Source organism: Chroococcidiopsis sp. [FACHB-1243] (genome assembly GCF_014696895.1).
Classification (GTDB): domain Bacteria; phylum Cyanobacteriota; class Cyanobacteriia; order Cyanobacteriales; family Chroococcidiopsidaceae; genus Chroococcidiopsis.
Genome location: NZ_JACJQX010000026.1, coordinates 90,525 through 104,542, shown reverse-complemented (window position 1 = coordinate 104,542; position 14,018 = coordinate 90,525). Strand labels below are relative to the sequence as shown.

The window sequence follows — 14,018 nt, the reverse complement described above, 5'->3', positions numbered from 1 at the left end:
CTCTCCTCAAACAACAAGGGGGAAAATGCTATCACTGTGGACTTCACTTTTTGCCAAGTGACTTGATTGAAACTCATCATCGCGATGGCAATCACTATAATCCCTCTTCTGTCACTCTAGGAAAATTTGACGAAATTACGTGGTTTCAGCCAACGAAAAATCAAGGTTTCAACCCAGTTTGACAGAAGAGGGATAATTCTGGTCGCCACAACTTGGCACTGTTGCATCGTCACTGCCACGACCAGGTACACGCAACAGGACACGAAACTGTAACTGGTACTCCTGACACGGAGCCGAGTTGGAGAGGAGCCGGATGACTTTAACGAGTCGCGTCCGGTTTTGAAGCCAAGTCAGGGAGGCGACTCCCTGGCTTAGGTTAACCAAACTCAGCCACGTCACTAGCCACTTACTCCACGCACCACACACCATTGCTTGCTGACAAGTGTTCAGTCCAGCTTACGTCCTGTGAGTTCGACGAAAATATCTTCGAGGTTGGAGGGTCGTGCCATAATTCCGGTTTTGTTTGGTTGTTGGTTAATGAAAGTGTTGGCATCCTCTAAGGTGGGGAAGAAAAGGTATTCCCAGCGCTCCCCGACTTGCTTCATCACTAACCCTTCACCATACTGCGATCGCAGTTGTGATAAAGTCCCCAAGGAAATCAGTTTGCCACCGTCCATAATTCCGATGCGGTTACACAAATATTCGACTTCCTCCATGTAGTGTGTGGTTAGCAGTATCGTCATTCCCTGCTTGTTGAGATCGAGAATAATTTCCCATAAGCGCCGCCTAGTTTGAGGGTCTAGTCCTACGGTTGGTTCATCTAAAAATAAAATCTGTGGTTGGTGTAACAAAGCTCTGGCAATCTGCAAGCGCCGCTTCATTCCTCCTGAGAGAGTTTTGACTAAACTATCGCGACGGTCTGCTAACTCTACATATTTCAGCCATTGACCGATCTGCTGCTGGCGCTGAGGATTGGGAATGTGATGCAATCGTCCGTGTAGTTCCATATTCTCCCAAACTGAGAGATCGTTATCGACGCTGATTTGCTGCAAGACTACGCCAATGTACTGCTTCACCAGTATGGATTGACGCACGAGATCGAATCCTGCTACTTCAACTTGACCCTGTGTTGGTTTGGTCAGCGTTGTTAACATCCGAATCGTAGTTGACTTACCAGCACCATTGGGTCCGAGTAAACCAAAAATCTCCCCTGGTTGGATAGTAAAAGAAAGGTCGTTGACAACTGAAATGTTGTTGTATGACTTGTAAACGTTTTGCAGCGAGACAGCAGCAGACATGAATTGTTGCAATAAGTTAAGTTAATCCTCTCCTAAGTTAACAGTTATCAGTGGAAAGGGAGCAGGGAGCGCACGAGCAGTGACCAGTGACCAGTGACCAATTACCCATTACCCATTACCACTCTTGTCTAGTTTTATGAACTTGAGTAAGATTTTGTTTACCTTATTTGATATAGATAAATACTAAAGATTCACAATTTACCATAATTGAAAAGCTATGGATACCATCAAGCTGTTTGGTATGCCTGCACAACGGGGTAGATGGCTGCTGATCCCTCTAGGAATTGTCGTACTGCTCTGCCTGGGTACGGTCTATTCTTGGAGTATTTTTAGAAAACCGTTAGAAAAGTTGCTCAATATTGGTGCAACAGAAAGTTTATTGCCATTTACGGTGCTTTTAGTTGTTTTTGCCTTGTTAATGCCGATCGCAGGCTTTCTAATCGATCGCTTTGGTTCTCGTGTTGTCACCGCTGTTGGTGGTGTAGTGATGGGAGTTGGTTATATTCTCACTAGCTTTGCTACCAACGAGCCAATGCTTGTCTTTGCCTACGGATTAGTGGCTGGTGCGGGAATTGGAATTGCCTATGGAGTCCCGTTAGCTGTCTCGGCTAAGTGGTTTCCCGATAAAAAAGGGATAGCTGTAGGCTTGACGGTGATTGGGTTTGGACTATCGCCGTTAATTACCGCACCTTTAGCTAAGAATTTAATCGATGCTTACGGGGTGCGGCAAACTTTTACGATTTTAGGCATTGCCTTTAGTGTTATTGTTGTGGCGATCGCCACGCAATTAAAAATGCCTCCTTCAGGATGGCAACCTACAGTAAGGAATGCAGCATCGGCAAGAGTCACTTCAATTAGAGTAACTACTGAGAAAATCTGGCAGACTCAAAGCTTTTACGGACTGTGGACTTGCTACACGATTGGAACATTTGTAGGACTATCGGCAATTGGTATTTCCAGTCCTGTAGCACAAGAAATGATCGAACTCGACTCTACAACCGCAGCCATGACTGTCTCGCTATTCGCCATCTTTAACGGACTAGGACGACCATTATTTGGCTGGGTAACAGATCGGTTCAATCCTAAAATAGCGGCGATCGCCTCTTACGTGTTAATTCTGATTGCTTCGATCTTGATGCTGAATGCCCGTACTGGCGCTACATTGACATACATAGCGGCTTTTGCTTTATTTTGGCTATCTTTAGGTGGATGGCTGGCGATCGCCCCAACCGCAACTTTAACTCTATTTCGAGCCGAAAACTACGCCAAAAACTATGGGATTGTCTTTACTGCTTACGGTGTTGGAGCATTTTTCGGTACGATCGTTGCTGGCAGAATTCGAGATATTTTCGGCAGCTATACTTATGCCTTTTATCCAATGGCAGGTTTAGCGATCGCGGGGACGATTGTTGCTGTATTTTTCTTGAAGCGTCTGCCTGCTATGTCTGAAATCTTAGAAGAACCTGTTGCTAGAAGCTAGTGCTATTCAAAGGGAGCAGGGAGTAGGGAGTAGGGAAAGAGAAGAGAGTAATGCATGGTGTGGGAAGTGTGGGAAGTGTGGGAAGTGTGGGAGGATACAAGGGAGAATTTGCTCCTCCCTCTCCCTTGTCCCCCTTGTCCCCCTTGTCCCTGCTCCCTGTTCGGTAACTTGTGAGTTTATTGAGGAAATATGGGCAAACTTTCTATATAGAAAGACTAGTGCGGCAACAGTACTTCAGCAGTTGCAAAAAGACTGCGATCTCATCTTGCAAGCATTATTCGCTTCTGCCTTCTGTCTTCTGCTTTTTTGCACTAGTTTCATATATGCTCGAAAATTCTTCACAACCAATGAATAAAGGGACAATTATTTGTGTTGATGACGAACGCAACATACTACTTAGCTTGCACGATAGCCTGAGTCAAATCGCTACCGGATATGCGATCGAGCTAGCAGAAAGCGGAGTAGCAGCCTTGAGCATAATTACTGAACTTAGCCAAAATAAAATTGAAGTCCCTCTGATTATCTACGATCGCGCTATGCCTGAAATGGATGGAGCGACTCTGCTAACCCAGCTGCATCAACAATTTCCTAAAACACCAAAAATTCTCATCGCTGAACTAGCTGAAATCAGTCATGCCATCCAAGCGAGCGATCGCATCCATCTTTACCGCTACATTACCAAACCTTGGGACGAGACAGACTTCAGTTTAACCGTGCGCGAAGCACTACGGAGTTACGAGCAAGCTAAACAAATAGCAGTACAAAACCAGACATTGAAACAAATGCATCTGGAACTCCAGCGTGAGATCGCCAATCGCCGCCGTGCTGAAGCCCTTTTAGTCTATGATGCCCTTCACGATACCTTGACAGGGTTACCTAACCGCACGCTATTGGTAGAACGGATCGAACAAGCAATTAGAACGGTACGATACGACTCAACATATCAATTCGCCGTATTGTTTATCGATCTCGATCGCTTCAAAATTATCAACGATAGTTTGGGACATACAATAGGCGATGAGCTGCTAGTTGCAATTTCAACTCGCTTTCGCCAATGCCTGCGCAACACTGATATCATCGCTCGGCTGGGAGGCGATGAGTTCGCTGTCTTACTCGAAGAAATTCAAGATACTAGCGACGCGATCCAAATAGCACAGCGCTTGTTAGAAAGCCTATGTACGCCATTCAATTTAAAAGGTCATACCGTTGCTGCCAGTGCCAGCATTGGCGTTGTTGTGGGTTCTAGTTCCACTGCCTATGACAGTGCTGCCGATTTGCTGCGAGATGCCGATCTAACCATGTACCATGCAAAGAAAACAGGCAGAGCTGGCTATGCCTTGTTCGATCGCCAACTACACGTTCAGACCCTCAAATTACTAAAAATTCAGAGCGACTTGCATCAAGCTTTAGAGCGGCAAGAATTTATTTTGTGTTATCAACCAATTGTTGCTCTAAGTACGGGCAAACTCATAGGTTTTGAAGCCTTAGTACGCTGGCATCATCCCCAACAAGGTTTGATCTCGCCTGGTGATTTTATTCCCGTTGCCGAAGAAACAGGATTCATTATCTTTCTGGGAGAGTGGGTATTGCGAGAAGCCTGTCGCCAGATGCACCAGTGGCAGTTACAATTTCCTCTGCATTCACCATTAACTATTAGCGTCAATATTTCTGGCAAACAGTTTTCTCAAGTCAATTTCGTGCAGCAGATCGAACAAATTCTTCTAGAAACTGGGTTTGATGCCCATTTGCTCAAACTAGAGATTACCGAAAGCGTACTCATGGAAAATGCCCAGTCTTCAACTAGTATGCTTAGCCAATTACAAGCTTTGGGTATTCGGTTATCTATTGATGATTTTGGTACGGGATACTCATCTTTAAGTTATTTACATCGCCTACGCCTCGATACCTTAAAAATCGATCGCTCCTTCGTGCGCGATGTCGATCGCAGTGTCGAACAAATTGAAATTATCCGTACCATCATTGCCCTAGCTTGGAACTTGGGTATGGATGTCGTTGCCGAAGGCATAGAGACAAAAAAACAACTTTTCCAACTGCGATCGCTCAAATGCGAATACGGACAAGGTTATCTATTTGCTAAACCTTTAGATCGAGCCGCGATCGAAACTCTACTCTCCCAAGATCTGCCACTGCAATACTTAAGTTAGCGAACAGTTATCAGTTATGAGTTATTAGTCTAGAGACGTTACATGTAACGTCTCTACAAGGTTGTTGGAACTCTTAGCTCTTAAATTTTGAATTTTGAATTTTGAATTTTGAATTTTCTCCTACCTCTCCAACGTTGTGCTTGTATTTTTGCAAAATAGAATTGCTGTATTTAGCAATAGAAGGATAGCGATGTAATTTGCCGTCTGTTCCTCTATACCACTGAACTACTTTAGATTTATATAAGTTAGGACTACCGCTATACCAGTGGCTTGCTACTCTTAATACTGCTATCTCTTCATCACCTTGACTTGCAACTAAAGCGTCGTGCCAATATTGCTCTAATTTGTAATGAATAATTTGCTTTTGAACTGTGGGATTGCTGAGAAATTCATCAACAGATATGCTATGACCGAGTGCTTCCTTACTCCAAGCACCAATATTTGCAGGCATAATTTGAGCTAGTCCCAAAGCTTGAGAATGGGGATTCAGCGATTGATGATTATTCGTACTTTCTTGATTAATAATGGCATGGCTGAGCGCATCTACTGGAGAAACCAAAATTGGTGCTGGTTGAGACCGAAAAGTACTTGCTTGAGAAAGCTGAGTTTGTAGCGATAGCAGCCATTTTGATAACAACAAACTGAGAACAACTGTAGGGATTAAAATAACTAACTTGTGCCAGCGATCGCGTCTTAGTCGTCGCTGGCGGCGGCGAGATGGATGTATCCGCGTCTGTTGGGTGGATGGTCGATCTACAAGCGTCTGCTTACGTCTAGTAGGTTTAGAATGTATTGTTCGCTGTCTTTCCGGCTCGATTTGCTGCTGAGTAGCTAGCTCTAAAATAATTTTTTGATGCCTCATTACGCGATCGAAGTCATATATCGTCACGAACAAGGAATTATAGAGGACAAAAATTTTTTTTCTTCGTTTTACAGGTTCTCTTTAGCTTTTGTGCAGCTATTTACAGGGGTAGTTGTCGGTAACTCGCGATCGCAGCGTCGTTCGATCGCAAAGATACTAATACGTCTCTATCCAATCGATCAATTTTGACTTGAGTGAAAAATATCGGTTTTTAAAATAGGAGCATCGGAGTTGAAAATTAGCCTCGTTTTATGATATTGTTTATTCATAATGGGGATATAATTAAAAATTTTATTTAAAGATAGATTTCTATTATTAAGTAAACCATTCGGTAACTAAATATTACCACGAGCGATCGCAACTTTTCTATTAAAAAATAGACAAAAAATAGGGTGGGCAATGCCCACCCTACAAAATTTAAACCATTTCTGACTGTGCCGTAACTGGCGGCTCAATTTGAGGTTGGAATTGGAATAGAGAGTAGACCACATTTCGGCGAATGTTGGTCATCATATCCAAGAACATTTCAAATCCTTCTGTCTTGTATTCGATCAGCGGGTCTTTTTGTCCGTAACCGCGCAAGCCTACAGATTCTCGCAGTCCATCCATTTGTTGCAGATGTTCTCGCCACAAGCTATCAATCTGCTGCAAGATAAAGAAGCGTTCGGCTTGACGCATCAATCCTGGGCGAATTTGCTCGATTTCGGCTTCTTTAATGTCGTAGGCGATTCTGACCTGCTCGTGAAGAAAGGTTTTAATGTCGCTGACCGTCAAATCTTCCATTTGCTCAGGTTCTAAGTCTGCCAGCAAGTAGACAAACTCCTTCACCTTGCTCACCAATTTTGGTATATCCCAATCTTCCGAAGGCAAGTCAGGATTGATGTAGTAATCGACAATTTCGTTCATTGTCTGCTCGCCGTACTTGAGTACCTGCTCTTTTAAGTCTTGACCTTCGAGAACGCGACGGCGTTCGGCGTAAATTGCCCGTCGCTGTTTATTCATCACCTCGTCATACTCAAATACCTGTTTGCGGATGTCGTAGTAGTAGGTTTCTACTTTGCGCTGCGCCCCTTCTAAGCTGCGTGTCAGCAATCCCGATTCAATCGGCATATCTTCTTCCACATTGAAGGCTTGCATCAACCCAGCAACGCGATCGCCACCAAAAATCCGCAATAAGTTATCCTCTAAACTGAGGAAGAACCGTGTCGAGCCAGGGTCGCCTTGCCGTCCGGCACGTCCCCGCAACTGGTTGTCAATCCGGCGCGATTCGTGGCGTTCCGTCCCAATGACGTGTAATCCACCTAACCCTACCACTTCATCGTGTTCTTTAGTGGTAAATTGTTCGTATTCGTGCTTGATCTGGTTGTAAACTTCCCGCAAGCGTTGAATTACCACATCATCTGTAGGGGCTTTTTCAGAAGCAACGGCGACTTTATCTTCGGCTTCGAGTTCCGATAGACTTCTTTCCCCATACTCTTGGGCGGCAACTTCTACTGCTGCTTTGAGCATTTGCTCGGTTTCTCGCAATAACTCGACGGGATAAATTTGGGGCGATGCTTTCCAGGTCTTGACCTTCTTCCCAGGGACAAAACCCTGACCGCTGCTACTACCTGTAGGTAAACCAGCCGCCCGTTGTACGGCAAATACGTCTTCATCCTCTGGCATCACGATCCGCGGCATGAAGTATTCCCGCAGTTTCAGGCGTGCCATATAATCGGCATTACCACCCAAGATGATATCCGTACCTCGTCCTGCCATGTTGGTAGCAATCGTAACAGCCCCTTTTCTACCTGCTTGGGCGATAATCTCCGATTCCCGTTCGACGTTTTCCGGTCTGGCGTTGAGCAGGTTATACGGGATTTCTAACTGGTTGAGCAGCCGACTGAGAACTTCAGAGTTTTCCACGCTAGTCGTACCGACTAGGACAGGGCGACCTTTTTCGTGCATCTCGGCACATTCTTGAGCGATCGCCCGCCACTTACCTGCTTCATTCTTGTAAACTACATCAGATAAGTCTCGGCGTTTTGTCGTTCTATTGGTAGGAATACTTGCAACTTCGAGTTTGTAAATCTTCTCAAACTCTGCCTGTTCTGTTTTTGCCGTCCCTGTCATTCCCGACAGTTTTGGATAGAGCAAAAATAGGTTTTGGTAGGTAATCGTGGCTAAAGTTTGAGTTTCCGGTTGAATTTCTACCCTTTCCTTGGCTTCAATGGCTTGGTGCAATCCGTCACTCCAGCGTCTGCCTGGTAGCACCCGTCCAGTAAACTCGTCTACGATGACGATCTCATCTTCACGAACGATGTAGTTTACGTCCCCGAGGAATAATTCTTTTGCTTTGAGGGCGTTAAAAACGAAATGCGCCCAAGGATCTTCGGGGTTAAATAAATCAGTAACTCCCAACAATTCTTCGGCAGCAGCAAAACCTTCATCTGTTAGCAGCACGTTCCGCGCTTTTTCATCAACTTCGTAATGCTCGTCTTTTTGCAAGGCAGCGGCAATTTGAGAGGCACGGATATATTTTTCTGTCGGTTTTTCTACTTGTCCAGAAATAATTAAGGGCGTGCGTGCTTCGTCAATTAGAATTGAGTCTACTTCGTCAATGACGCAGAAGTTGAAGAGACGCTGCACGACATCATCCATGTGGGTAGCCATGTTGTCGCGCAGGTAGTCAAAACCTACCTCGCTATTGGTGACATAGGTAATATCGCAGGCATAGTTGCGCTTGCGCTCGTCTGGGGTCATGCTTTGTTGAATCAGTCCGACACTCAACCCCAAGAAACGATGCACTTGACCCATCCATTCAGCGTCCCGCTTTGCCAGGTAATCGTTGACGGTGACTACGTGCGCTCCTTTACCAGTCAATGCATTGAGGTAAGATGGCAGGGTAGCTACTAAAGTCTTACCCTCACCCGTTTTCATCTCGGCAATTTGACCTTGGTGGAGGATAATACCACCTAGTAACTGCACGTCAAAGTGCCGCATTCCCAATACTCTGCGTCCCGCCTCGCGCACGACAGCAAATGCTTCTGGCAGAATGTCATCCAAGCTTTCACCTTTTTCGAGGCGCTGTTTAAACTCTGCTGTCTTACCAATTAGTTGCTCGTCAGGGAGAGCTTTAATGTCTTCTTCTAATAAATTAATTTCTGTGACGTAAGGCTGATATTTTTTGAGCTTACGAGCGTTGGGGTCGCCCAGCAAGGTTTTTAGCATGGTAGGTCAGGAGAACTTGAGGATTTCTAGGAAGTTTAATTTATGAGTTTTGATTTTGCCATCAGCTCATACTGGTGGGACGCTAGAACTCAAATACTAGCCTTTTGGATGGACAAAATTGGTCAATTGTACAGTGTTTCGGCTATCGGTCTTGAGATAAACTTTATAGATCGTATCATTTTACCCCAATTCTATAATGGTGCGGATAGGCGATCGCTTTTTGTCGGGAATCGGGAGTGGTAAATGGGGCGTGGGGTATAGGGTTTAATGAGGGTGAGTCAATAAATTCTGGCTCCTGATAACTGATAACTGTTCACTGAGAATTCTTCCATTCTGGCGTGAGGCTGCGGAAGTTGTAGTCTTTGGCACTGGGATGACAGGTGACGCAACTGCTGAGTTGAGTTGGTTTTGGTAATTTGACTTTGGGATGCAAAGCTTTGAAATAACGCGAGTTAGCAATGCGGTATGGTATTTCTTCGTCTTGGTTGAGGGGACGGGAAGCAAATCTCAGATAATTCCACACTAGAATGCGGGGTGGATCGACTAAGGGTTTGATTTGTACGCCGTAGTGTTGAGTATCTTGTAGCAACCGCTGCCAAGTTTGCACGGGTAGGACGGCTGGCGGAACGGCGATGTGGCAAGTAGCGCAGTTTTCTAAATAGAGTTCTTGTCCCAATTGATAGCGTTGGGGAACTGCATCAATGGTGTTAGCTGGTTGGGCGTGAGTCGCCATTGCTAAAATCCAAGCAGCAGCAATACTCCAAGCTAAGATTAACAGCAATAGGATCGGGGTCGATCGCTTGCTTTTTGGGCGATGTGGTTTCGATTTGAGGGCAGGTAACATAGTTGTCATTAGTCATTTGTCATTTGTAAGCAAGTTGGTGACTGATGGCAGTCAAATTTAGAAAATTTTACACTTTGGGTTATTAGTCATTAGTCATTTGTCATTTGTCAGCGAACAACTACCAACTACCAACTACCAACTACCAACTACCAACTACCAATTATCATGAATTATTCTCCTAGCAAATGCGATCGCATTCTACTCAAATTTAATGACAGCTTCAAAAAAAGTCGAACAGATCTTTCAGCAGTACTACTTTTTCCCAAACATCATTTGTGGGTTGGTTCGGATGAAACATCGACTATCGAACGTTTAACTTTTGTAGAACAGCAAAACTGCTTCGCCGAACATCACACATTTCACGTTCAAGATTTTATTGAGCTACCAAAACCGGAAGACGAGGAAATTGATATTGAAGGATTAGCTTACCACGATTATTATCTCTGGTTTATTGGTTCTCATAGTTGGAAGCGCAAAAAGCCAAAACCAGAACATACTGATGTGGAGAATATTGAACGATTAGCTAAGATAAAAACGGAAGAAAATCGTTATATTATTGGACGTATTCCCTTAGTTGATGGCAATTTGCGGCAGTCTTGTCCTCATCCTGAAGATCCAGATGTCACCTTGACTGCGGCAAAAGTTAAACTAACAGAGGGGGGTAATATGCTTACTGAAGCTTTAGCAACAGATCCCCACCTTGGCGATTTTGTCAAGACTAATATTCCCGGTAAAGATAATGGTTTTGATGTAGAAGGAATAGCAATCTATCAACAAAAAGTTTTTCTTGGTTTGCGGGGTCCAGTATTGCGGGGCTGGGCAGCGATCTTAGAGTTAGAGTTAGAAATAGACGATCGAGAAGACACTTTAAAGCTGAAACCAATTGGAGCAAAACAAAATCTTTATAAAAAGCATTTTGTTTATTTGAATGGCTTAGGTATTCGAGATCTACACGTAGATGAAAAAAAATTTTTAGTCCTAGCGGGACCGACGATGGATTTAGATGGTCCAGTCCGAGTTTATCGCTGGCACAATGGTGTAGATATAGCTGAAAATACGCTATCTTACCCAGAGGTTATCTTAGAAATCCCCTTCGGTATTGGAGACGACCACGCAGAAGGAATGATTACGTTTAATGAATATACTCAAACTCCGTCGCTTTTGGTGATTTACGACGCACCAGCCCCAGCAAGATTGGAGGGTGAGGGTGGCGTGTGGGCAGATGTATTCAGTTATCAGTAGAGAGTGACTAGTAGAGCGCGGCAAAAATAAACAGACCATAAACGTGAGAGAATAAATAGCAAGTTTAAAAGCGGTTGTGGCTAAATAGTAAGGAATCAGGTTGTGGCAAGATTCTCGTTGACTGACAAAACTCAAGAACCAAAACTGTAAGATTTGATGGTGAACTCACGCTTTAACTGTTGTTGCATCTGCTTTTTTGAGGCAGAGGCAGGATCGGGATCGACACATCCACGCAAGGAAAAAGTGCAAAACAGTTGCCATCCCTGATGCAAGACACCCTTGAGCCAGTTCCAGCCGATTCTCAGATAGCTGTTGCCACGTGAAGAGCGAACATCAACAAGAGCGACGTTTATCCGTTGCTACCACTTGCTGTCTTTGTACTGTTAGCAGAAGTGTCGCAACCGCCATGACAAAGCAGAGTCGGGAAAGAGCGCTCGTCAGAGCGAATTTCTGAGCGTTCCAGTTGAAAGGGAACTAGAATTGCTTCCTTGTCCCCCTTGTCCTCCTTGTCTCCCTTGTCCCCGACTCCCGACTCCACATCAAAGTTGCGGTTCTGCACCACGATTAGTAGCTGGTAAAGTCATGAGGATTTCTCGAATTGCCTTTTGCGCTACTGGTAAATTTGGTCTAATCGACAAGGCTTGTCGGTAGGCTGCAAGAGCGCCATTGAGATCGCTTTGCTGCTTGAGTAAATCACCAATCTGCAAGTATACTCTAGCGTCTTGAGGTTCAAGTTGAGCAATCTGTCTGAAAGTCATAAGCGCTGCTGGTGTATTGCCTTGAGCAATCCAGACCTTGGCAAGAGCTTGCAGCAGTTTTGGGTTATTAGGTGCTTGCGTTACTGCTTTTTGCAGTGCAGCGCCCGCTGCATCATATTCTCCTTGTTCTAGCAGTAGCAAACCCATTAACTCGTTCGCATAGGCATTATTAGAGTCACGGTTTAAAACTTGTTGATATGCTTCGGCTGCACCGTCGTAGTCTCGCAGACGAAAGGAAATCACACCTAATCCTAAATGGGCATTTAAGTTATTGCGATCGAGTTCGATCGTGCGACGGTAAGCAGATGCGGCTCCAGCATTATCCCGCAATTGCCCTAGACAATAGCCTAAAGCATAATGAAAATCGGCATGATTGGGAGCAACCGCGATCGCGCGACGATAGGAGACAACAGCAGCAGAATAGTTTTTTTGTAATGCTTGAATGTAACCCATAGTAGAGTAGATGCGAGCATTTTTGGGAGATACTTTAGCCGCTTGTTGATATTTAGCGATCGCGGCTGGTAGTTTGCCTGTATCCATCAATCTTTGCCCTTCTTGCAACAACTTCTCCAGCAGTTTGCGTTTTTTGACAGGGCTGCTGGGAAGGGCAGCTTTTGGGCTTTTTTGGGCGATCGTTGTTTTTGCCGTAGTCGGCGCTGGAGCAATGGCAGTCAATCCAGCTAGTAACAATAAATTAATTCCGAATAAAGTTAGTTTTGACACGATTAATCTACTAGGGTATTCAGTCAATTTTGCTAGGTTTGTCAGCTATCAGATTTTCAGCCAGCACATTGTAACAGCTAAAATAGCTGTTGCTTTTATGAGTAGACATTTTGACTTTTGTACGGGCAGGTTCTTTAGAGAGTTCTGTCTCCAAGGGAGATTTTGGGTAACCTTACCCCTACAGCTTTTGGCTTACTGAAATCTTTGCTGTTGCCAGCTATGAATTTTGCTCTATCTAATTAGCACACCTTTTTTGCAATATTGACAAATACTTTAAGCTTCGTTACAAAAGAGATGACCCACGCTAAGTCAAAAAGTATTGCTATATACATAGATCGGCTAGCATAACTCTCCAGTACATTGAGTCACTACTGCTAATTTCTCTATCAGCAGGCAAACTATTGGAGCTAAACGCTAAGATGTGTTTTCGTAGCGCTGGCGTTCCCTTCAATCCTTTCTTTGACGACAGCAGCTATAGAGAAATTAGCCAAGCACGTATCTAGAAAAACAGTATTAATTCTTCTTGCTTGTTAGCTCAGAAAATCCAGTAAAGCTAGCGACAGTTTCAACAATTATCAAAAGTTCTCTTTTCTCAAAGTTTATGACTTGTTTTTACTTCTAAAGACAGATACGTCAACTATTTCTACTGATAGATAGGTAATTTACTAATTTAATCTAAATTAAGCTCAGGGTGAATTAACTAAAAAAAATCTTACAAAAGTACAAAAAGAACAAAGGAGTTAATAGCTATGTCTTATGTCAATCGACCAGTAAATGAAGTCATGACCGAACCAGCGGTTACAGCTAGAGTCGCAGATTACCACGATCGCGTTCGCTGGGGTCCAATTCTATCAGGATTAGTTGTCACATTAGCAACTCAATTGATCTTAAGTGCATTATTTGGTGCAATTGGAGCAGACACGGTAGCTGGTTCGGGCGCGCCTAGAACTAATGCATCAAACGTTGCAGGAAATGTTGGTATCTGGTCGGCTATCGGTTTGTTAATTTCTCTGCTCACAGGCGGTTGGTTTACAGCCCGCGCTTGTGGACCGATGAATCGCTCTACAGCACTACTTAATGGTGCAATTCTCTGGGCAACAACTCTCGCACTTAGCTCTTGGTTGTTGGCAAGTGGAGTCACTGGTGCTTTTGGTCTTGCTACCAATGCGGCTGCAAATGCTGCTGGGACGATATCTAACCAAGTTCAACAAGGAGTCAACTTACCACAAGGTGGGAACCTAACTGCCGAACAAGCAAAAGAAGCTGCTAATGCAACGGCAAGAGGCTTGTGGTGGTTTGTGTTTGGTTCCTTGCTAGGTTTAATTGCATCCCTGATTGGTGCTGCGGCTGGTGCGCGTAAACCTCGTACTAACGGAAACTATACTTAATCAGAACTGCATAGTAGTTTTTGACATACCGAACTAGGTAAACAATTT

11 protein-coding genes and 1 pseudogene are annotated in these 14,018 nt (G+C 44.3%); 5 read left to right on the top strand and 7 right to left on the bottom strand.

The features are described 5' to 3' along the window. Window positions 1-182 (top strand): annotated as a pseudogene (locus H6G17_RS33155) (hypothetical protein); the annotation flags it as partial. Here H6G17_RS33155 and H6G17_RS19785 read toward each other — a convergent pair. After that, the gene (locus tag H6G17_RS19785) at window positions 169-429 is read right to left on the bottom strand and encodes a hypothetical protein (RefSeq protein ID WP_192160029.1); all 261 of its coding nucleotides are present in this window, start codon (window positions 427-429) and stop codon (window positions 169-171) included. The pseudogene H6G17_RS33155 and the gene H6G17_RS19785 overlap by 14 nt on opposite strands. A gap of 17 nt (window positions 430-446) precedes the next feature. Further along, a complete protein-coding gene (locus tag H6G17_RS19780) occupies window positions 447-1,298 on the bottom strand; it encodes an ABC transporter ATP-binding protein (protein ID WP_192160027.1) in 852 nt (283 codons plus the stop codon). Between the two features lie 217 nt (window positions 1,299-1,515). Between H6G17_RS19780 and H6G17_RS19775 the strand changes: the two genes are divergently transcribed. Then, complete coding sequence (locus H6G17_RS19775; protein WP_192160025.1) at window positions 1,516-2,778, top strand: OFA family MFS transporter; 1,263 nt, start codon at window positions 1,516-1,518, stop codon at window positions 2,776-2,778. Between the two features lie 347 nt (window positions 2,779-3,125). Next, on the top strand, window positions 3,126-4,943 hold the full coding sequence (locus tag H6G17_RS19770; protein ID WP_242038496.1) for an EAL domain-containing protein: 1,818 nt from the start codon (window positions 3,126-3,128) through the stop codon (window positions 4,941-4,943). 73 nt (window positions 4,944-5,016) lie between these two features. On the opposite strand, the gene H6G17_RS19765 is transcribed toward H6G17_RS19770, so the two are convergent. The 3 genes from H6G17_RS19765 to H6G17_RS19755 form a co-directional block, all read right to left on the bottom strand. After that, a complete protein-coding gene (locus H6G17_RS19765) occupies window positions 5,017-5,832 on the bottom strand; it encodes a lytic transglycosylase domain-containing protein (RefSeq protein WP_192160022.1) in 816 nt (271 codons plus the stop codon). Between the two features lie 390 nt (window positions 5,833-6,222). Continuing rightward, complete coding sequence (gene secA, locus H6G17_RS19760; RefSeq protein ID WP_192160021.1) at window positions 6,223-9,015, bottom strand: preprotein translocase subunit SecA; 2,793 nt, start codon at window positions 9,013-9,015, stop codon at window positions 6,223-6,225. Between the two features lie 313 nt (window positions 9,016-9,328). Next, a complete protein-coding gene (locus H6G17_RS19755) occupies window positions 9,329-9,859 on the bottom strand; it encodes a diheme cytochrome C (protein WP_192160051.1) in 531 nt (176 codons plus the stop codon). Window positions 9,860-10,024: 165 nt separating this feature from the next. Here H6G17_RS19755 and H6G17_RS19750 point away from each other — a divergent pair, with 165 nt between their 5' ends. Beyond that, window positions 10,025-11,101, top strand: coding sequence for a DUF3616 domain-containing protein (locus tag H6G17_RS19750; protein ID WP_192160020.1), 1,077 nt, complete (start codon window positions 10,025-10,027; stop codon window positions 11,099-11,101). A 349-nt stretch (window positions 11,102-11,450) separates the two neighbouring features. Here H6G17_RS19750 and H6G17_RS19745 read toward each other — a convergent pair whose 3' ends face one another. Both H6G17_RS19745 and H6G17_RS19740 read right to left on the bottom strand, forming a co-directional pair. Beyond that, on the bottom strand, window positions 11,451-11,663 hold the full coding sequence (locus tag H6G17_RS19745; RefSeq protein ID WP_192160018.1) for a hypothetical protein: 213 nt from the start codon (window positions 11,661-11,663) through the stop codon (window positions 11,451-11,453). Continuing rightward, window positions 11,641-12,582 (bottom strand): tetratricopeptide repeat protein, encoded by a 942-nt coding sequence (locus H6G17_RS19740; RefSeq protein ID WP_192160016.1) that lies wholly within the window; start codon window positions 12,580-12,582, stop codon window positions 11,641-11,643. The genes H6G17_RS19745 and H6G17_RS19740 overlap by 23 nt, the downstream gene beginning before the upstream one ends. 749 nt (window positions 12,583-13,331) lie before the next feature. Here H6G17_RS19740 and H6G17_RS19735 point away from each other — a divergent pair. Further along, window positions 13,332-13,970, top strand: a complete 639-nt coding sequence (locus H6G17_RS19735) for a hypothetical protein (RefSeq protein ID WP_192160015.1) — start codon at window positions 13,332-13,334, stop codon at window positions 13,968-13,970. The last annotated feature ends 48 nt before the right edge of the window (window positions 13,971-14,018 follow it).